15 protein-coding genes and 1 riboswitch are annotated in these 19,693 nt (G+C 69.9%); of the genes, 13 read left to right on the forward strand and 2 right to left on the reverse strand.

Annotated features, from left to right (window positions below; genetic code table 11):
* Positions 1-191 precede the first annotated feature (191 nt).
* The 11 genes from AAHG03_RS26345 to AAHG03_RS26395 all read left to right on the forward strand — a co-directional run bounded on the left by AAHG03_RS26345 (position 192) and on the right by AAHG03_RS26395 (position 11,786).
* The gene (locus tag AAHG03_RS26345; RefSeq protein WP_342154732.1) at positions 192-1,244 is read left to right on the forward strand and encodes an aliphatic amidase; all 1,053 of its coding nucleotides are present in this window, start codon (positions 192-194) and stop codon (positions 1,242-1,244) included.
* A gap of 263 nt (positions 1,245-1,507) precedes the next feature.
* Positions 1,508-2,353, forward strand: a complete 846-nt coding sequence (locus tag AAHG03_RS26350) for an urease accessory protein UreD (protein WP_342154735.1) — start codon at positions 1,508-1,510, stop codon at positions 2,351-2,353.
* Positions 2,354-2,419: 66 nt separating this feature from the next.
* A complete protein-coding gene (locus tag AAHG03_RS26355) occupies positions 2,420-3,040 on the forward strand; it encodes an urease subunit gamma (RefSeq protein WP_342154708.1) in 621 nt (206 codons plus the stop codon).
* On the forward strand, positions 3,037-4,413 hold the full coding sequence (locus AAHG03_RS26360) for a solute carrier family 23 protein (RefSeq protein WP_342154710.1): 1,377 nt from the start codon (positions 3,037-3,039) through the stop codon (positions 4,411-4,413). Before AAHG03_RS26355 ends, AAHG03_RS26360 begins: the two co-directional genes overlap by 4 nt.
* 40 nt (positions 4,414-4,453) lie before the next feature.
* Entirely contained in the window at positions 4,454-6,184 is a 1,731-nt protein-coding gene (ureC, locus tag AAHG03_RS26365) for an urease subunit alpha (protein WP_342154712.1), read from the forward strand.
* Between the two features lie 32 nt (positions 6,185-6,216).
* Positions 6,217-6,699 carry a DUF29 domain-containing protein gene (locus tag AAHG03_RS26370; RefSeq protein ID WP_342154714.1) on the forward strand — a complete coding sequence of 161 codons (483 nt, stop codon included), beginning with the start codon at positions 6,217-6,219 and terminating at the stop codon, positions 6,697-6,699.
* Positions 6,696-7,172: an urease accessory protein UreE gene (locus AAHG03_RS26375; protein ID WP_342154716.1), complete on the forward strand. Its 477-nt coding sequence runs from the start codon at positions 6,696-6,698 to the stop codon at positions 7,170-7,172. The genes AAHG03_RS26370 and AAHG03_RS26375 overlap by 4 nt, the downstream gene beginning before the upstream one ends.
* Positions 7,138-7,833, forward strand: a complete 696-nt coding sequence (locus AAHG03_RS26380) for an urease accessory protein UreF (protein WP_342154718.1) — start codon at positions 7,138-7,140, stop codon at positions 7,831-7,833. The genes AAHG03_RS26375 and AAHG03_RS26380 overlap by 35 nt, the downstream gene beginning before the upstream one ends.
* Before the next feature lie 7 nt (positions 7,834-7,840).
* Complete coding sequence (gene ureG, locus AAHG03_RS26385) at positions 7,841-8,470, forward strand: urease accessory protein UreG (RefSeq protein ID WP_342154720.1); 630 nt, start codon at positions 7,841-7,843, stop codon at positions 8,468-8,470.
* A gap of 20 nt (positions 8,471-8,490) precedes the next feature.
* Positions 8,491-9,033 (forward strand): HupE/UreJ family protein, encoded by a 543-nt coding sequence (locus AAHG03_RS26390; RefSeq protein WP_342154722.1) that lies wholly within the window; start codon positions 8,491-8,493, stop codon positions 9,031-9,033.
* 310 nt (positions 9,034-9,343) lie between these two features.
* A riboswitch (cobalamin riboswitch) is annotated at positions 9,344-9,542 on the forward strand.
* Positions 9,543-9,806: 264 nt separating this feature from the next.
* On the forward strand, positions 9,807-11,786 hold the full coding sequence (locus AAHG03_RS26395; protein WP_342154737.1) for a TonB-dependent receptor: 1,980 nt from the start codon (positions 9,807-9,809) through the stop codon (positions 11,784-11,786).
* Between the two features lie 54 nt (positions 11,787-11,840).
* Here the strand turns inward: AAHG03_RS26395 and AAHG03_RS26400 are convergent, their stop codons facing one another.
* Entirely contained in the window at positions 11,841-15,590 is a 3,750-nt protein-coding gene (locus AAHG03_RS26400) for a hypothetical protein (protein ID WP_342154724.1), read from the reverse strand.
* Positions 15,591-16,223: 633 nt separating this feature from the next.
* Here AAHG03_RS26400 and AAHG03_RS26405 point away from each other — a divergent pair.
* Positions 16,224-16,415, forward strand: a complete 192-nt coding sequence (locus tag AAHG03_RS26405; protein WP_342154726.1) for a hypothetical protein — start codon at positions 16,224-16,226, stop codon at positions 16,413-16,415.
* A 201-nt stretch (positions 16,416-16,616) separates the two neighbouring features.
* Here the strand turns inward: AAHG03_RS26405 and trmFO are convergent, their stop codons facing one another.
* Positions 16,617-18,044: a methylenetetrahydrofolate--tRNA-(uracil(54)-C(5))-methyltransferase (FADH(2)-oxidizing) TrmFO gene (gene trmFO, locus AAHG03_RS26410; RefSeq protein WP_342154728.1), complete on the reverse strand. Its 1,428-nt coding sequence runs from the start codon at positions 18,042-18,044 to the stop codon at positions 16,617-16,619.
* A gap of 198 nt (positions 18,045-18,242) precedes the next feature.
* Here trmFO and AAHG03_RS26415 point away from each other — a divergent pair, with 198 nt between their 5' ends.
* The gene (locus AAHG03_RS26415; protein ID WP_342154730.1) at positions 18,243-19,508 is read left to right on the forward strand and encodes a Hint domain-containing protein; all 1,266 of its coding nucleotides are present in this window, start codon (positions 18,243-18,245) and stop codon (positions 19,506-19,508) included.
* Positions 19,509-19,693: the final 185 nt, after the last annotated feature.

Below are 19,693 nucleotides of genomic sequence, written 5' to 3' on the forward strand. Positions count from 1 at the left end.
CGTCAACCCGAACTCGTTCTGGAACCCCTACACGGCCCGCCGCGCCAAGGACGGCTTCTACGGCGGCTTCACCCTCGTCGTGCCGCTCGGCACCCTGCTCGGCCTCGCGCCGGGCTGACGGGCTCACGTCGGGGCCGCGGGCGATCCGCGGCCCCTTTCCAAGAAATCAGTTCAGCGTGGAGGACAACGCCATGATGCACGGCGACATCTCATCGAGCCAGGACAGCGTCGGCGTGGCCGTCGTGAACTACACGATGCCGCGCCTGCATACGAAGGCCGAGGTGATCGAGAACGCGAAGAAGATCGGCGACATGATCGTCGGCATGAAGGCCGGCCTGCCCGGCCTCGATCTCGTGATCTTTCCCGAATACTCGACCCACGGCATCATGTACGACGCCGCCGAGATGTACGAGACCGCCGCCAGCATCCCCGGCGCGGAAACGGAAATCTTCGCCGATGCCTGCCGAAAAGCGAAAGTCTGGGGCGTGTTCTCGCTGACGGGCGAGCGCCACGAGGAGCACCCGCACAAGGCGCCCTACAACACCCTCATCCTGATGAACGATGATGGCGAGATCGTCCAGAAATACCGCAAGATCATGCCCTGGACCCCGATCGAGGGCTGGTATCCGGGTGATCGCACCTACGTCTCGGACGGGCCCAAGGGCCTCAAGATCAGCCTCATCATCTGCGACGACGGCAACTATCCCGAGATCTGGCGCGACTGCGCCATGCGCGGCGCCGAACTCATCATCCGCTGCCAGGGCTATATGTACCCGGCGAAGGAACAGCAGGTGCTGATCTCGAAGGCGATGGCGTTCGCCAACAACACCTACGTTGCGGTGGCCAACGCCGCCGGGTTCGACGGCGTCTACAGCTACTTCGGCCACTCGGCGATCATCGGCTTCGACGGCCGCACGCTCGGCGAGTGCGGCGAGGAGCCGATGGGCATCCAGTACGCGGCGCTGTCGAAGTTCCTGATCCGCGACTTCCGCGCCCACGGCCAGTCGGAGAACCACCTCTTCAAGCTGCTGCACCGCGGCTACACCGGCATGATCAACTCGAAGGAGAACCGGCACGGGATGTCGGAATGCCCCTACGACTTCTACCGCCGCTGGATCGAGGACCCCGACGCCACCCGCGACGCCGTGCGCGCCATCACCCGCTCGAGTGTGGGCACCGAGGAATGCCCGATCGAGGGCATCCCCTTCGTCGGCAAGGGCGAGGGCCCGCCCGACCCGCGGTGATTTTTTTGAGACTTTGCCGTGCCTTAACCTGACCGGCCTTCGACCACCCTCAACGCCCGTCATTCCGGGGCCGCGCAGCGGAACCCGGAATCCACCCGTGATGCGCGGCTACACGATGCGTCGCGGCCAGTCGTGGATTCCGGGTTCGCCTGCGGTGCCCCGGAATGACGGCGGAGGGGGTGAAGGACCGACCTGTTGCCCGGCGGGCGCGGCCGCGCCAGGAAGGGCAAGGGCCGTAGGCCCGCCTTCCGCGAGTTGCGACCATCACCGCCTCCCCACGCCCTCCCGTCCCCCCGCATCGACAGCGCTCGCGCGGCCACGTCGATCTCCATGTCGGCCCAACGGCTGCGACGGGCCCGACGCGGCTGCGCGACATCGCCGAATCCGGCCCCTCGCGCCTGCGCTTCCCCCGGGAGGCCGGGACGATGGAGGGCATCCTGGTCAACACCGCGGGCGGCATCGCCTGCGGCGACGATTTTTCCGTCTCCGCCCGCCTCGATCCAGGCGGCGACCTCGTGCTGACGACGGTCGCGGCGGAAAAGGTCTACCGCTCCGACGGCCCGGTGAGCCACGTGCGCAACCGCCTCGACCTGGGGGAGGGCGCCCGCCTCGCGTGGCTGCCGCAGGAGACGATCCTGTTCGACCGAGCGCGGCTCAGGCGCAGCTTCGAGGCCGATCTCGCCGCGGATTCCAGCCTCCTCGTCGCCGAGATCGTCGCCTTCGGCCGCGCCGCGCGAGGCGAGTTTTTGCAGGAGACGCTGTTCGAGGATGCCTGGCGGGTGCGGCGGAACGCAAAACTCGTCTACGCCGACACGGTGCGGCTGGAGGGCCCGGTCTCGGCGCTGTTGGCACGAGCGGCGATCGGCGGCGGGGCGCGGGCGATGGGCACGATCCTCGACTGTTCGCCCGGCGCCGAAGGCCGGATCGAGGAGGCCCGCGCCTGCCTCGATGCGGCGGGCCCCGGCCCCACCGAGGCCGCCGCGAGCGCCTGGAACGGGCATCTCGTCCTGCGGCTGCTCGGCCCCGAGGTCGGCGCGCTCCGGGAACTGGCGGCCCGCTTCCTCACCGCCTATCGCGGCGTGCCGATGCCGCGCGTCTGGCAGAGCTGAGGCTGGCGCTCGCGCACGCTCCATGCATGATCCGCGAGACATCGAGACAGAACCCGGAGAGCGCCCGTGCTCCTCACCCCCCGCGAGAAAGACAAGCTTCTGGTCGCCATGGCGGCCCAGGTGGCGCGCAACCGGCTGGCGCGGGGGGTGAAGCTCAACCATCCGGAGGCGGTGGCGCTCATCACCGATTTCGTGGTCGAGGGCGCCCGCGACGGGCGCTCGGTCGCCGAGCTGATGCAGGCCGGCGCCCACGTGCTCACCGCCGATCAGGTGATGCCGGGCATCCCCGAGATGATCCACGATATCCAAGTGGAGGCGACCTTCCCCGACGGCACCAAGCTCGTCACCGTCCATCACCCGATCCGCGGCGCGGCTTCCGACGACGTGCCCGGCACGGTGACGACGCTGCCCGGCGCGATCGAGCTCAACGCGGGCGCGCCGCGCACCGTGGTCACGGTCGCCAATACCGGCGACCGGCCGATTCAGGTCGGCTCGCACTACCACTTCTACGAGGTGAACCCCGGCTTGCGGTTCGACCGCGAAAAGGCCCGCGGCCAGCGCCTCGACATCGCGCCGGGCACCGCCGTGCGGTTCGAGCCGGGCTCGACCCGCGACGTGACGCTGGTGCCGCTGTCGGGCACCCGCACCGTCTACGGTTTCCGCGGCGAGGTGATGGGCCGGCTGTGACGTACTTTCCCCACTGGCGCCTCAAGACCTCCGGCGAGGTCGCGCCCGACGAGCGGTTGCCCACCGGGCAGACCCTGGTGCTCGGGCTCCAGCATGTCGTGGCCATGTTCGGCTCGACCGCGCTGGCGCCGATCCTGATGGGGTTCGACCCCAACACCGCGATCCTGTTCTCCGGCATCGGCACGCTGCTGTTCTTCGCGCTGACGGGCGGGCGGCTGCCGTCCTATCTCGGCTCCAGCTTCGCCTTCATCGCCGTGGTGATCGCCGCCACCGGCTACGCGGGCACCGGGCCGAACCCGAATATCGGCGTCGCGCTCGGCGGCATCGTCGCCTGCGGCGCGCTCTACGCGGCCATCGGGGTCGCGGTGCATCTGTCCGGCACCGCCTGGATCGAGCGGCTGATGCCGCCCGTGGTCACCGGCGCCATCGTCGCGGCGATCGGGCTCAACCTCGCGCCGGTGGCCGTGAAGAGCATCTCGGGCTCCGGTTTCGACACCGCGATGGGGCTGGTGACGGCCTTGCTGGTCGGGCTCGTGGCGGTGCGGGGGCGTGGGCTGGCGCGGCGCCTGCCGATCCTGATCGGGGCGGGCGTCGCCTACGGGCTCTACCTCGTCCTCGCCAACGGGCTGGGGCTCGCCAAGCCCATCGATTTCGCCCGGCTCGGCGAGGCCGCCTGGATCGGCCTGCCCCACTTCACGGCGCCGGTCTTCACCGCGCCCGCCATGGTGCTGATCGCGCCGGTCGCGCTCATCCTGGTCGCGGAGAACCTCGGCCATATCAAGGGCATCGCCGCGATGACGGGGCGCGACTACGATCCCCTGATCGGCCGCGGCTTCCTCGCCGACGGGCTCGCCACCATCCTGTCGGGGTTCGGTGGCGGTACCGGCGTGACGACGTACGCCGAGAACATGGGCGTGATGGCGGTCACCCGCATCTACTCGACGCTAGTCTTCGTCGCGGCGGCGGGCTTCGCGATTGGGCTCGGCTTCTCGCCGAAATTCGGCGCCCTGGTGCTGACGATCCCCGGACCGGTCGTCGGCGGGCTGGCGCTCGTGGTGTTCGGCCTGATCGCCGCCACCGGCGGGCGCATCTGGGTGCAGGACCGGACCGACTTCTCCGACGCCCGCAACCTCGTCACCGCCGCGGTCGCGCTGATCGCGGGCGCGGGCGACCTGACGGTGCGGCTCGGCGACTTCGCGCTCGGCGGCATCGGCACCGCGACCTTCGGGGCGATCCTGGTCTACCACCTGCTCGGTTCGGGTCCCGCCGAAGAATCCCGGGTCCGAAGGGCAAGCCCTTCGCGGGTCCAGGGCGGCGCCCTGGTCGGCGAAGCCCATCCCGGGGCTCCGCCCCAGACCCCGCCAAAGGGATGATCCCTTTGGGAACCCGTGACCTTGCCGAGGAGGGATATCGATGAGTACCCAGAGCCCGACCCCGGCCTCGCTGCCGCGTGGCGCCTACGCCGCCATGTTCGGGCCGACGACCGGCGACCGCATCCGGCTCGCCGATACCGGCCTCGTCATCGAGGTCGAGCGTGATCTCACCACCTACGGCGAGGAGGTGAAGTTCGGCGGCGGCAAGGTGATCCGCGACGGCATGGGCCAGAGCCAAGTGACGAACGCCGCGGGCGCGGTCGATACCGTCATCACCAACGCGGTGGTGCTGGACCATTGGGGCATCGTGAAATGCGATGTCGGCCTGAAAGGGGGTCGCATCGTCCGCCTCGGTAAGGCCGGCAACCCGGACATCCAGCCGGGCGTGGACATCGTCGTCGGGCCGGGCACGGAAGTGATTGCGGGTGAAGGAAAAATCCTCACCGCGGGCGGCTTCGACAGTCACATCCACTACATCTGCCCGCAGCAGATCGAGGAGGCGCTCTGTTCCGGCGTCACCACCATGCTGGGCGGCGGCACCGGGCCGGCGCACGGGACGCTCGCCACCACCTGCACGCCGGGCCCCTGGCACCTCGCCCGGATGATCGAGGCCGCCGACCATTTCCCGATGAACCTCGCGTTTGCCGGCAAGGGCAACGCCTCGCTGCCGGGCGCCCTGGAGGAGATGGTGCGGGCCGGTGCCTGCGCGCTGAAACTCCATGAGGATTGGGGCACGACCCCGCAGGCCATCGACACCTGCCTCACGGTGGCCGATGCCCACGACGTTCAGGTGATGATCCACTCCGACACCCTCAACGAGGGCGGCTTCGTCGAGGACACCATCGCCGCCTTCAAGGGCCGCACCATCCACGCCTTCCACACGGAAGGGGCGGGCGGCGGCCACGCGCCGGACATCATGAAAGTAGCGGGGCTCTCGAATGTGCTCCCGTCGTCGACAAACCCTACGAGACCATTCACAAAAAATACCATCGACGAGCATCTCGACATGCTGATGGTGTGCCACCACCTCGACCCGTCGATCCCCGAGGATCTGGCCTTCGCCGAGAGCCGCATCCGCAAGGAGACCATCGCGGCGGAGGACATCCTGCACGACATCGGCGCGCTCTCGATGATGTCCTCCGACAGTCAGGCGATGGGCCGGGTCGGCGAAGTGGTGATCCGCACGTGGCAGACCGCCGACAAGATGAAGCGCCAGCGCGGGAGCCTGCCCGGCGACGCGAGCGGCAACGACAACCTGCGCGCCCGCCGCTACGTCGCGAAATACACGATCAACCCGGCCATCGCCCACGGCGTGTCGCGCCACATCGGCTCGGTCGAGCCCGGAAAACTCGCCGACCTCGTGCTGTGGACGCCCGCCTTCTTCGGCGTGAAGCCCGACCTCGTGCTGAAGGGCGGCATGATCGCCACCGCCCCGATGGGCGACCCCAACGCCTCGATCCCGACGCCCCAGCCGGTGCATTACCGCCCGATGTTCGCCAGTTACGGCCGCGCCCCCTTCGCCACGGCGCTGACCTTCGTCTCGAAAGCCGCAATCGAGGACGGCCTGCGCGAGCGGCTGGGCGTGCAGAAGGAGTTGGTCGCCGTCGAGAACGTGCGCGGCGGCATCTCGAAGAAGAGCATGATCCTCAACGACGCCACCCCGGTGATCGAGATCGACCCCGAGACCTACGACGTGCGCGCCGATGGCGAGCTGCTGGTCTGCGAGCCGGCCGAGGTGGTGCCGATGGCGCAGCGCTACTTCCTGTTCTGAGGTAGGATGGAGGGGACACCCGGAGGCCCGCGATGACGAAGGCCGCGCTGAAACCGCCGCTGACGGCCGATCTCTACGAGACGGACTTCTTCGCCTGGACCCAGGCCCAGGCCGACTTGCTGCGCCAAGGCCGCTTCGACGCGCTCGACCTCGGCCATCTGATCGAGGAGGTGGCGAGCGTGGGCGCGAGCGAGAAGCGCGAGATCAAGAACCGTCTCGCAGTGCTGATCGGACATCTCCTGAAATGGATGTACCAGCCGGGCGCCCGGTCGAGCAGCTGGACCGGCACGATCACCGAGCAGCGGCTTCAGGTGCAGGATATCTTGGAGATGAGCCCGAGCCTGCGGCGCTACCCGGCGGAGGTGTTCTCGCGCGCCTACCTCTCGGGCCGTGTACTCGCCGCCAAGGACACCGGCTTCGATTTCGCCCTGTTTCCCGAGGAGCCGCCCTTCACCGTCGAGCGGGCACTCGATCCGGACTTCCTGCCGCCCGAGCCCGGTCGCATCGCTCTATGATCCGCGCCACCCGCGTCATCCGCCGCGACGCCCTGACCCGCGGCGAGATCGTCGACCGCGTCGTGCTCGATCATGGCGACCGGCATCGTCGCCGCATCGCCATGCGGGGCGTCGGCGGCACCCCGTTCCTGCTCGATCTGCCCCACCCGATCCTGCTCGATGACGGCGACGCGATTGTCCTGTCGGATGGCCGTCTCGTCTGGGTCGAGGCCGCGCCCGAGCGCCTGCTGGAAATCCGGGCGCCGTCCGACCACGCGCTCAAGCGCCTGATCTGGCATATCGGCAACCGGCATATCCCCGCCGAGATCGGGGCGGAGGCGGTGTGGATCGCCGAGGACCACGTGCTCGCCGAGATGGTGCGGGGCTTGGGCGGCAGCGCCGAGCCGGTGGAGCGGCCGTTCCGGCCCGAGGGCGGGGCCTACGAGGGTGGGCACGATCATGGTCACGGTCACGGCCATCACCACCATGATTGAGGCGCTGCGGCTGATGGCGTGGCTGTCGCCGGCCTATCCGGTCGGGGGGTTCGCCTATTCGCACGGGCTCGAATGGGCGGTGGAGACCGGCGCAGTCGCCGACGAGGCGAGTTTGTCGGAGTGGCTCGGCGACGTGCTGGAGCGGGGCTCCGGGCGCAACGACCTGATCCTAGCGTCTCATGCTCACGCTTCGGCCGGGGACGGCGCCGCCCTGGAGGCCGTCAACGACCTCGCCCTGGCGATGGCGCCCTCGCGCGAGTTGCATCTGGAGACGAGCCAGCAGGGCCGCAGCTTCCTCGACGCGACGCTGGCCGCCTGGCCCTGCCCGGGCCTCGATGCGGTCGCGAAAGCGCTCCCTGGCCCGGTGGCGCTGCCGGTGGCGGTCGGCGCGGCGGCCTCCGCCCACGGCATGGCGCGGGGGCCGGTGCTCGCGGCCTACGGCTTCGCCTTCGTCCAGGCCATCGTCTCGGCGGGCTTACGCATCGCGCCGATCGGGCAGGCGGCCGGCACCCGCATCGTCGCGGCGCTCTCGCCCCGCGTGGCGGCGCTCGCCGAGACGGTCGAGCCGCTCGGCCTCGACGCGCTGGGCTCGGCCACGCTTCACGTCGATCTCGGCTCGTTCCGGCACGAGACCCAGTATTCCCGGATCTTTCGCTCATGAGGACGGCATGACTTCCGCCAACGGCCCCGTGAACGGCCCCCTGCGCGTCGGCATCGGCGGCCCCGTCGGCTCCGGCAAGACGGCGCTGATGGAGCAGCTGTGCAAGCGCTTACGCGACGCCTACGACATCTGCGCCATCACCAACGACATCTACACCAAGGAGGATGCCCGCCTCCTGACCGTGGCCGGGGCGCTGCCCGAGGAGCGGATCATGGGCGTCGAGACGGGGGGGTGCCCGCACACGGCGATCCGCGAGGACGCCTCGATCAACCTCGCGGCGGTGGCCGAGATGCGCCGCCGCTTTCCCAGGCTCGACGTGGTGCTGATCGAATCCGGCGGCGACAACCTCGCCGCGACCTTCTCGCCGGAACTGGCCGACATCACCCTCTACGTCATCGACGTGGCGGGCGGCGAAAAAATCCCGCGGAAAGGCGGCCCCGGCATCACCCGCTCCGACCTCCTCGTCGTCAACAAGACCGACCTCGCCCCCCTCGTCGGCGCGGATCTTGCCGTGATGGAGGCCGACACCCGCCGCATGCGGGGAACCCGGCCCTACGTCTTCGCCTCGCTGCGCGAGGGCCACGGCGCCGACACCATCGCCCGCTTCGTCGTCGAGTCCGGCGGACTCGCAAAATGATGTTTATCCGGAGACACCGCATGACCTTCCGCTCGATGCCGCTCGCGGCAGTGCTCGTGCTCCTGCCCGGCGCGGCCTTCGCCCATCCGGGCCACGGCGAGGCGATGGGCTGGGCCGCGGGCTTTGCCCATCCGGTCGGCGGCGCCGACCACATCCTGGCGATGGTCGCGGTCGGGCTCATCGCCGGCCTCGTCGGCGGGCGGGCGCTATGGCTGCTGCCGGCGTCCTTCCTGAGCATGATGACGCTCGGCGCCGGCCTCGCGATGGCGGGCCTCGACCTACCCTTCGTCGAGCCGGCGATCCTCGCCTCCGTCGCGGCGTTTGCCGTGATGGCGGTCTGCGCCCGGCTGATCCCGCTCGCCGCGCTCGCCGGGCTCGTCGGCGCCTTCGCGGTGTTCCACGGCGCGGCGCACGGGGCCGAGATGCCCGAGACGGCCTCCGGCCTCGCCTACGGCCTCGGCTTCCTCGCCGCGACTGCCTTGCTCCACGCCGCCGGCCTCGCCGCCGGGCTCGCCCTGACGTGGGTGCTGCCGCGGGCCGGCGCCGCCCGCCAGGGCGCCTGATCCGGTTCCGGTCGGTCGCGCCGGTCGCCGGTCGCCGGCTCCCCCCGTCATTGCGAGGCGGAACTGACGCAATCCAGGGCGCGACCTTTTCGGAGGGGGCGAGACTGCGCCGACGAAACGGCTGCGTGCGAGCTTTCCCTTGGGAGTGCGGAGCACTGGATTGCGTCAGTTTCGCCTCGCAATGACGGGTTGGGGGTGGGAGCCGACGCGACCCTCCGGACACGGTAGGGCGGGTGTCTCCCGCGGGGCACAGCTCCACCGCTTCACATCCGGCGTTCCAACCGCGCGTTGACGGCGCGGGCGCGCGCCGTGCTAGCGTGGCCGTGACGGTTCCCCTCGGGGATCAAAAGGGAACGCGGTGAGGGTGAAAGCCCGATGCCGCGGCTGCCCCCGCAACTGTGAGCGGCGAGTCCTCCGCCACCTGTGTCACTGGATGCGCCGCATCCGGGAAGACGGTGAGAGGGCGCTGACCCGCGAGCCAGGAGACCTGCCGTCAGCCGTGGTCACACGCGAGGCGCGTCGGGCGGGGTGCACTGATGGGTTGCCGGGGACGGCATCGATCCTGCGAGGCTCGATCCGTCCGCGGCCTCGTTCGCGGTGACGTGCCACTGCCGTTGCCCGAGGCTTCTTTGCCAGTGTCCGATTCCCGACCCCCGACCGTCCTGCGATGGGCGGCGCTCGCCGCCGCGCTGCTGCCCCTCCCGGCGGGCGCGCAGGAGGCCGTCACCCTCGACGAACTCTCCGTCGCCGGGCAGGCGCAGCCGGCCCCCACGATCTTCTCGGCCAGCGCCGGCTATCCCGGCGGCGTCACCGGCATCGGCGGCGCGTTGCAGCCGGTGGCCTCGGCCAGCGGCGGCATCGTCTCCGGCGCGCAGATCAACGCCCGGCCGGTCACCCGCCCCGGCGAGGTGCTGGAAGCGGTGCCGGGCCTCATCGTCACCCAGCATTCGGGGGAGGGGAAGGCCAACCAGTTCTTCCTGCGCGGGTTCAACCTCGACCACGGCACCGACATCGCCCTGTTCGTGGACGGCATGCCGGTCAACATGCGCACCCACGCCCACGGCCAGGGCTATGCCGACCTCAACTTCCTGATCCCCGAACTCGTCGGTGCGGTCGAGTTCCACAAGGGCCCCTACTTCGTGCGCGACGGCGACTTCGCCTCCGCCGGCTCGGTGCGGATCGATTACCTCGACACGGTGGCCAAGAACGTCGCCCTGACCTCGATCGGCTCGTTCGGCTACCGGCGGGCGCTCACCATCGGCTCCGCGCCGCTCGGCGCGGGCAACCTCCTCGTGGCGGGCGAGGCGCAGACCTATGACGGCCCCTGGGACGTGCCGGACCGCCTGAAGAAACTCAACGGCGTGGTGCGCTACAGCCAGGGCACGGCCCTCGACGGGTTTTCCGTCACCGGCATGGCCTATTGGGCGAAGTGGAACGCCACCAACCAGATCCCCGAGCGCGCGGTGGCGGAGGGGTTGATCGGCCGCTTCGGCAGCCTCGATCCGAGCGACGGCGGCGACACCGGCCGCTTCTCGCTGTCGGGCCGCTGGAGCCACACCAGCGAGGCCGGGATCACCCGGGCCAACGCCTACCTCATCCGCTACCGGATGAATCTGTGGAACAACTTCACCTACTTCCTCGACGATCAGACGAAGAATCGGACCGACGGCGACCAGTTCCGCCAGCTCGACGACCGGGTGCTCGGCGGGGCGGAGGTCAGCCACACCGTCCCCGGCGACTTGTTCGGCATGCCGATGGAGAACGAGGTCGGCCTCCAGACCCGCACCGACGCGATGCGGGTCGGGCTGTTCGACACCACGCGGCGGCAGTTCCGGGAGGCCACGCTCGACGACCGGGTGCGGGAGACGAGCGCGTCGTTCTACGCTGAGAACCGGGTGCGCTGGACCGATTGGCTGCGCACCAGCGTGGGCTTTCGCGCCGACGGCTTCTGGGCCGATGTCCGCTCGAACCTCATCGACGGCGCCTCCGGCCGGGCGCGCGACGGCATCGTCAACCCGAAGCTCGGCCTCGTGCTCGGCCCTTGGGCCGATACCGAACTCTACTTGAACTACGGCAGCGGCTTCCACTCGAACGACGTGCGCGGCGTCGTCGCCCCCGGCAATGCGGCGGACGCACTCTTCCTCGTGCCCTCGACCGGCTACGAGGTCGGCCTGCGCAACCGTTCGATCGCCGGCTTGGAGACGGCGCTCGCCCTGTTCCGGCTCGAACTCGCCTCCGAGAACCTGTTCCAGGGCGATTCCGGCACCACCGAGCCGAGCCGCCCGACCCGGCGCTTCGGCGTCGAGTGGACCAACCGCTACGCGCTCACCCCCTGGCTCCAGCTGGAGGGCGACCTGACGGTGACGAATGCGCGCTTCTCCGACCGCGTCCCGGAGGCCGGCCGCCGCATCCCCGAGGCGCCGACCACCATCGCCTCGGCCGGGATCAGCTTCGGCGAGGGCGAGGGCTGGTTCGGGAGCTTGCGCTTCCGCTATTTCGGCCCGCGTCCGCTGATCGAGGACAATTCGGTGCGATCCAGGGCGACCGCGCTCGTCAACGGCCGCATCGGCTACGCCTTCGCCAACGGCGTCAGCCTGTCGCTCGACGTCCTCAACCTCACGAACGCCAAGGCCGACCAGATCACCTACTATTACGAGTCGCGGCTGCGCTCCGAGAAGGAGGGCGTGGAAGACCGCCACTTCCACCCCGTCGAGCCCACCGCCGTGCGGCTGACGCTCGCCGGACGGTTCTGACGAAGGGGAGGGCCGGGCGGGCCCCCCCAAAAAAACCGCCCGGCCCGGTCGGGTTCACACCACGAAGTCGGCGTGGGTGAGGGCGACCTTGTTGTCGAGCACGGCGAACTTCACCGCCGCCCCGCGGCCCGAGCCGTCGGCGTCGTAGAACAGGGAGCCGGTCCGGCTGTCGTAGAGGATGTGGTCGTCGGCATCGACCTTGCCCTTGGCGATGTCCTTGAACTCGCTCGCCTTGAGTTCGCCCGGCGCCAGCGCCGTGAACACGCTCTTGCTCAGCCGGATCGTGTCCTCGGCCGAGAAGTCGGTGATGCGATCGACGTTGTTCGCCCCGAGCGTACTGGCGAACACGAAGCTGTCGGCCCCCTTACCGCCGGTCAGCACGTCGTTGCCGCCCTTGCCCTCGAGTCCGTTGGCGCCCGCGTTGCCGACCAGCGCCTGGCCGAACTCGTTGCCCGAGAGGTTCAGCCGCGCCGTGCCCGTCGAGCCCAGCAGGCTCAGGGATTCGATCTCCTGCCCGCCGGCGAGCGCGTAGTTGCTCGTCGAGAAGATGCGGTCGGAGCCGCCGCGTGCCATCTCGAACACTTGGTCGGTCGAACTGTCGACGAGGTAGAGGTCGTCGCCCGCGCCCCCGTCCAGGGTATCCCTGCCGGCCCCGCCCTCAAGCGTGTCGTTGCCCTCGCCACCCGTCAGCGTGTCGTTGCCGGCCCCGGCCTTCAACGTGTCGTTGCCCGCGCCCCCGGCCAGGATGTCGAAGCCGGCACCACCCGTCAGCGTGTCGTTGCCCGCCTCGCCGTTGAGCCTGTTGTTGCCGGCGAGCGTCACGAAGCGGTCGTTGCCCGATCCGCCGAAGAGCGTGATGTTGCCGATGCCAGTGGTGGTGGTGCCGTCGCCCACGAGCGTGGTGGTGCCCTCGACGCTGGTCATGACGAAGCTGAGCGCCGCGGTGGCGCCGGAGCGGTCGATCACCGCGGTGTCGCCGGCCCCGCCGATCAGCGTGTCGATGCCGCCGGTGCTGCGGATCAGGTCGATCCCGCCGCCGCCGTCGAGGCGGTTGTTGCCGGCGTTGTCGAGGAGCGTGTTGGAAAGGTCGTTGCCGGTGAGGTTGATCGAGGCGGTACCGACGAGTTGCAGAACTTCGACCTCCTGCCCGGCGGCGAGCACGTAGCTGACGGAGGTGCGCAGGGTGTCGGTGCCCTCGCCCGCCCGCTCGAACACCCGGTCGCCGACGTTGTCGATCGTGTAGGTGTCGTTGCCGGCAAGCCCGTAGAGGCTGTCGGCGCCGCCGTCGCCGTCGAGGCCGTTGGCGCCGGCATTGCCGATCAGGGTGTTGGCGAAGCCGTTGCCCTTGAGGCCGCGGGCGGCGGTGCCGGTGGGACCGGCGAGCTTGAGGGTCTCGATCTCCTGGCCGGCGGCCAGCGTGTAGCTGCCGGAGGTGACGACGGTGTCGTTGCCCTGTCCCACGGCCTCGAACACGAGGTCGGCGCCGTTGTCGACGATGTAGGTGTCGTCGCCGCCGCGTCCGTTGAGCCGGCTCGCGCCGCCGTTGCCGATCAGGGTCTGGCCGATCGAGCTGCCGATCAGGGAGAGAGCCGCGGTGGAGCGGTTGTCGGCGAACTTGAGCGTCTCGATCCGGGCCTCGGGATTTAGTCCGAAGCTGGTCGAGGCGATGACGACGTCCGCTCCGGAATCGACGGTCGCGTCATCGACGACGACATCGCCCGAATCATCGACGAGATACGTATCGTTCCCGGCCCCGCCGAGCAGCGTGTCGGCGCCGGCCCCTCCATCGAGAACGTCGTCGCGGAAACTACCGAAGATCCTGTTCTGGAATTCGTTGCCGACGAGCTTGAACGACCTGCCGAGGGCATCGTCCGCGACGAGTTCCTCCACGCTCGATCCGCGCTCCAGCGACCAGTCGATGGTCGTCACGACCGTGTCGATGCCCTCTCCGGCGATCTCGACGACCCGGTCGCCGGCATCCGTGACCCGATACCGGTCGTCGTCCGCGCCGCCGAGCATGACGTCGGCCCCGCGACCGCCGTCCAGGGCGTCGTAGCCGAGGCCGCCTTCGAGGCGATCCGTGCCGTTGCCGCCCACGAGCCGATCGCTGCCGCCGCCGCCGATCAGCGTGTCGTCGCCGTCGAGACCCGTCAGCGTATTGCCGAAGCTGTTTCCGGTGAGGACGTTGGCGAGGGCATTCCCGGTGCCCAGCCGGCCGTTGTCGTGCCAGCGATCGGGATTGTCGGACAGGATCAGGTTCTCGATGTTGTCGGTGAGCGTCCAGTTGAGCGAGCTGACGACGGTGTCGGTGCCGCCGCCCGCCTGCTCCACGATCGCATCGTCGTCGGATCTGACGATGTAGCGGTCGTTGCCGGCCCCGCCGACGAGCCGGTCGGCCCCGTCCCCGCCGTCGAGCACGTCGTCGCCGTCGAGCCCGTAGAGGGTGTTGGCGGCCTCGTTGCCGGTGATGGTGTTGCCGAGCGCGTTGCCGGTGCCGCTCAGCGCGGCGGTGCCGGTGAGCCTCAACTCCTCGACATTCGCCGCCAGCGTCGCCGAGAACGAGGCGAGGGCCGTGTCGCGCCCGGCCCCGGCCGCCTCGACGATCCGGTCGGAGGCGTTGTCGATGTAGTAGATGTCGTCGCCGAGGCCACCGCGCAGGATGTCGTTGCCGAGCCCGCCGTCGAGGACGTCGTTTCCGGCCCCGCCGCTCAGGTCGTCCGCGCCGCGAAAGCCGTACAGCGTGTCGTCGCCGCCCGCGCCGTCGGCCTTGTCGTTGGACGACGACAGCAGCACCAGTTCGCCGGTGCCGTCGCCGATGAAGTTCTGGGCGCCGGAATGGGCTCGGACCTTGACGAGGAAGCTCTCGCTCTCCTCGCCGGGCGTCGCGTCCTTGAGGCCGGTGAGCGTCGCCCGGAAGTCCCCGTCCCGGTCGTAATCGAGCGTCACCGTGATCGGATCGTTCCGGTACTCGTAGAACACGTCCTCGTAGAGGGTGGGGGCCGTTCCGTCGCCCTGCGACACCGACAGGCCGTCGACCGACTGGGCGGATGACCAGCTCGTCACGTCGAGGATGAGGAAGCCCGCATCGTCCACGGCATAGGACGAGTTGCCGAAGGTGACGATGCCGCCGTCGGCGCTGAAGGCGGGCTTGTCGGTGACCGGAACCTCGATCGCGCTGCCGCCCTCCTTGACGAAGGAGAGCGACGTGACGGCGCCGCTGTCGAGCGACTTGAGGAAGACGTCCTGCCGGCCGTTGGTGTCGTTGGCCACGAGGTTGAACGCCGTGCTCTGGAAGGCGACCGACCGGCCGTCGGGCGAGAACACGCCGGCGGTCGAATCGCCGCTGCCGGCCGTGCCGGAGGCCGTTGCGGACACCAGCGTGACGGCGCCTGTGGCAATATTTTTCACATAGACGTTCTCGAAGCCGGCGGTCTCGGTCGAGGTCAGGTTGGTGGCCGTGCTGCTGAAGACGATCCTGCTGCCGTCCGCCGACACGTCGAGGCTGCCGGAGGCGCCGTTCGCCTGCGCCCCCGAGGCCGACTTGGACAGCAGCGTGACCGCGCCCGTCTTGAGGTTCTTCAGGAAGACGTCGGCGACGCCGTTGATGTCGCCCGGAACCAGGTTGCTCGACGTGCTGACGAAGACGACCGAGGTGCCGCCGCTGAGCGCACGGACTTCGGTGATGGTCCCGTTGCCCGCATTCCCCGACGCGCCGGTGTTCAGGAGAGTCGTGGCTTCCGTCCTCGTATCGAACGCCGAGTAGATCCGCTCGTAACCCTCACGTCCCTGCGAGAGGATGATCACCGATTGATCGGCCGCCACCGATTCAGAAAAATAAGTATTTTTACTGTCAAATATAATTTTTTCCTTGTCATTTTTCTGCAAGTCATACCGGTATATAGCTGTCGAGGTGCCGAACGTACTGCTGCTGTAGTAATCTATGTAGTAAAAATACTTCCCATTCGGCGAAAACGCCAGCAATCCGCTTCCATCAGAGCTTGAATCGATCGTCGTCTTTTCGCCCGTGGTCCGATTTTCTATAATGATATCCCGATACCCCCCCGAAGCCGAAAACTTTCCATCGGGCGAGATCAGATCGTCCGACAGACCCCGCCCGGAGAGCGTCCCGAAGACCGGCAGCGACTGATGGCCGAGCTTATAGGTGAAAGGAGAGCTTGCCACGAACCAACCCCCTGCTTCGACGCCGCCGCCGAAATCCGATGCCGCAACGGTCGCACTGCCGTCGTTTCAGGCTTCGCGTGGGTTGTATCCGAGAAACGTCTTGCGGACGAGGGGACCGGGGCGAGGCCGACAGGGAAATCCGGCGGGTCGGGCCGCCGGGCCACAGGAGCCGCCCGCTGCGGTCACCTCGCCGCATCCGGCTCGAAGCCGCCCGGACATGAACTATATGTCTGCCTCCCAAGACAGGAGGCCGCCGTGAGGAAGCCGGAGAAGCCGGGCACGCAGGACAGCAAGACGCAGGCGGGCGGAGCGCTCGGCAACATCGACGAGCAGACCGGCCATCCGGGCAAGGGCACATCGGGCGCGACGATGCGACCGCAGGACAACCCCGACCCGTCGAAGGAGCCGAAGCCGGAAAAACACGGCGACGCCGACAAGCCGCGCTGAAGCCGGGATCGGCTCGTCGGAGCAAGCCGATGCTTCGACCAATCCAACCCTCCCCCTCATCCTGAGGTGCTCCGCGCAGCGGAGCCTCGAAGGAGGACTCCAGGGATCGCGCGCTCCGCTGGAGCCCTCCTTCGAGGCCGCTTCGCGGCACCTCAGGATGAGGGGGTTGGGTGGGACGAATCCGTCGAACGGGCCCCGTCGTTACTCCGCCGCCCGCAGCGGGGCCTCGTCGTCGCCGAGCCAAGCGGCGAGGTCGGCCCTTGCGCGGTCGGTCAGGGCCCGCTTCTTCAGCGCCGCCTTCTCGGGGCCGCGCAGGCGCTTGCCCGTCTCGTTGCGCGGCATCCGCTCGAGCGGCGGGAACAGCCCGAAATTGACGTTCATCGGCTGGAACGAGCGCGGCGCGTTGGACTCGGCCTCCGCGCCCGCCTCGACATGCCCGCCGGTGATGTGGGCGATCAGCGCGCCGAGCGCCGTCGTCGGGGGGAGGGGAGCCAGCCGCTCGCCCGCCGTCTCGGCCAGGGCGTAGCGGCCCGCCATCAGCCCGACCGCGGCGCTCTCGACATAGCCCTCGCAGCCGGTGATCTGGCCGGCGAAGCGAAGGCTCGGCCGCGCCTTCAGCCGCAGGGTCGCGTCGAGCAGGCGCGGGGAATCGAGGTAGGTGTTGCGGTGCAGCCCCCCGAGGCGGGCGAACTCGGCGTTCTCCAGCCCCGGAATCGTGCGGAAGATGCGCACCTGCTCGGCGTGCCGCAGCTTGGTCTGGAAGCCCACCATGTTGAACAGCGTGCCGAGGGCGTTGTCCTGGCGCAGCTGGACGATGGCGCAGGGCTTCACCGTCGGATCGTGCGGGTTGGTCAGCCCCACCGGCTTCATCGGGCCGTGGCGCAGGGTCTCGGGGCCGCGCTCGGCCATCACCTCGATCGGCAGGCAGCCGTCGAAATAGGGGGTCGTGGCCTCCCATTCCTTGAACGAGGTTTTTTCGCCCGCGATCAGGGCGGCGATGAAGGCGTCGTACTGAGCCCGGTCCATCGGGCAGTTGAGGTAGTCGGCGCCCGTGCCGCCCGGCCCGGCCTTGTCGTAGCGCGACTGGAACCACGCCTTGCCCATGTCGATCGAGTCGCGGTGGACGATCGGGGCGATGGCGTCGAAGAAGGCGAGCGAATCCTTGCCGGTGAGCGCGGCCACCGCCTCGGCCAAAGCCGGGGAGGTGAGGGGGCCGGTGGCCAGGATAGTCGGGCCCCATTCCTCGGGCGGCAGGCCGGCGACCTCTTCGCGCACGATCGTCACGTTCGGATGCGCTTCGAGCGCCGCGGTGACGGCCTGCGAAAAAGCCTCGCGATCGACCGCGAGCGCCCCGCCCGCGGGCACTTGGTTGGCGTCGGCCGCGCGCATGATCAGGGAGCCCAAGCGCCGCATCTCCTGATGCAGCAGGCCGACCGCGTTGCCGTTGGCGTCGTCCGAGCGGAACGAGTTCGAGCAGACGAGTTCGGCGAGGCCCTCGGTGTGGTGGGCCTCGGTGGCGCGCTGCGGCCGCATCTCGTGCAGCACCACGCGCCCGCCGCCCTCGGCGATCTGCCACGCGGCCTCGGAGCCGGCGAGCCCGCCGCCGACGATATGGATCGGGTCCGTCATCGCGACGGGATAGAATCTTGCGCGCCCGCGATCAATGCGGCCCGTGGGCCGGGGCGCGGCGACCCCGTGGCCGGCAAAAGCGCGCGCGGGGGCGGCAATCGCCGCCGCCGACGCAGCCGTGCCTTGTCAGGGCGGGCCGGGGGCGTCATCGCTGGGGGGAGGGCCCGGCGATGCACCGGGCCGCATCGGGATCGCATCATGTCGGACGGCCCCCATCCGAATCCTCCCGCCGACGAGGCCGCCGGGAAAGACCAGGGTGATACCTTAGAGATCCACCCCGCGGCGGATGCCGCGGACGACGCCCCTGCGGAGGCGCGCGCGGACGAGGCAGGCCCGGACGCGGACCACTCGGATCGGGACGCGGATCGCGAAGAACCGGCGCCCGAGGCCGCCCCCGTCGCCGAGGCGGTGCCGCCCCACGCCTTCGCCAGCTTCGTCGCCGGCACGCAGTTGGCGACCGTGGACGGCCCGGTGGCGGTGGAGGCGCTGAGCGTCGGCACCCTGCTCGTGACCGCGGGCGGCCTGCAGCGCCCGATCCGCTGGATCGGCCAGCGCACGGTCTCCTGCCAGGGTCGCGCCGAGCTGCAGCCGGTGCGCATCGCGGCGCACGCCTTCGGCGACCGCCGTCCGGAGCGCGACCTCCTCGTCGCCCCCGATCACGGCCTCTGCCTCGACGTGCTCGGCGAGGTGCTGATTCCGGCCGCACGCCTCGTCAACGGCACGACGCTCGCCCGGGTCCCCCTGGAGAGCGTCACCTACTGGCACGTGGAACTCGCCGGCCACGACATCCTCCTGGCCGAGGGCCAGCCCGTCGAGAGCTGCCGCGACACCGGCCACCGCCGCCTCTTCACCGCGGTCGGCGACGGCCACGCCCCGCCCTCGGAGACCGCGGTCCGGCTGGCGCCGACCGGCCCCTGCCGCCCGGTCCACGAGGAGGGCGTGATGATCGAGGTGCTGCGCACCCGGCTGTCGGACCGCGCCCGCTCGCTCGGCTGGCGCCTGTCGGAGGCGTCGCTGGCCGGGCTGCACCTCGTCGCCGACGGTCAGACGATCCAGCCCGACATCGACGGCCTCGTCGTCCGCTTCGTGCTGCCGACGGAGGCGCGCGAGGTGCGCCTCGTCAGCGACACCAGCGTGCCGGCCCATGTCCTGCCGGGCTCCAGCGACGGGCGGCGGCTCGGCGTGGCGGTGGCCGACCTCACGATCGACGACGGCCTGACCGGCCTGCGCCGGATCGCCCTCGACGATCCGCGCCTCGGGGCGGGCTTCCACCCGCTCGACGGCAGCGGGGAGGCGCGCTGGCGCTGGACCGACGGCGCCGCCGTGCTGCCGGCCGAGCTGTGGCAGGGCTGCCGCGGCATGGTGTTTCTGCGGATCACCCTGTCCTGCCCGGCCCTGCCCCGCTGGATCAGCCCGCGCGAGGCGGCCGGCATCGTCGATCTCGCCGGATTCCGGCGTCCGTAACAGAGCGAAGTGACTGCTTTCGGACGCAACGCCACCGCCGCATCCCTCCCCCCTCTGCGGGCAGGGCTATCGCATTTGGGTGATGAGGTCGGCGAGGAAGTCGTCGTCCCATCCGGCCAGTTGCCGCTTGGTGTGCAAGGAGCCCTTAGCGGTGTCCTGGCGCAGGATGGCGAGGGCCAGGCGGC

It is taken from the genome of Methylorubrum subtropicum (assembly GCF_038442325.1).
GTDB classification, from domain to species: domain Bacteria; phylum Pseudomonadota; class Alphaproteobacteria; order Rhizobiales; family Beijerinckiaceae; genus Methylobacterium; species Methylobacterium subtropicum.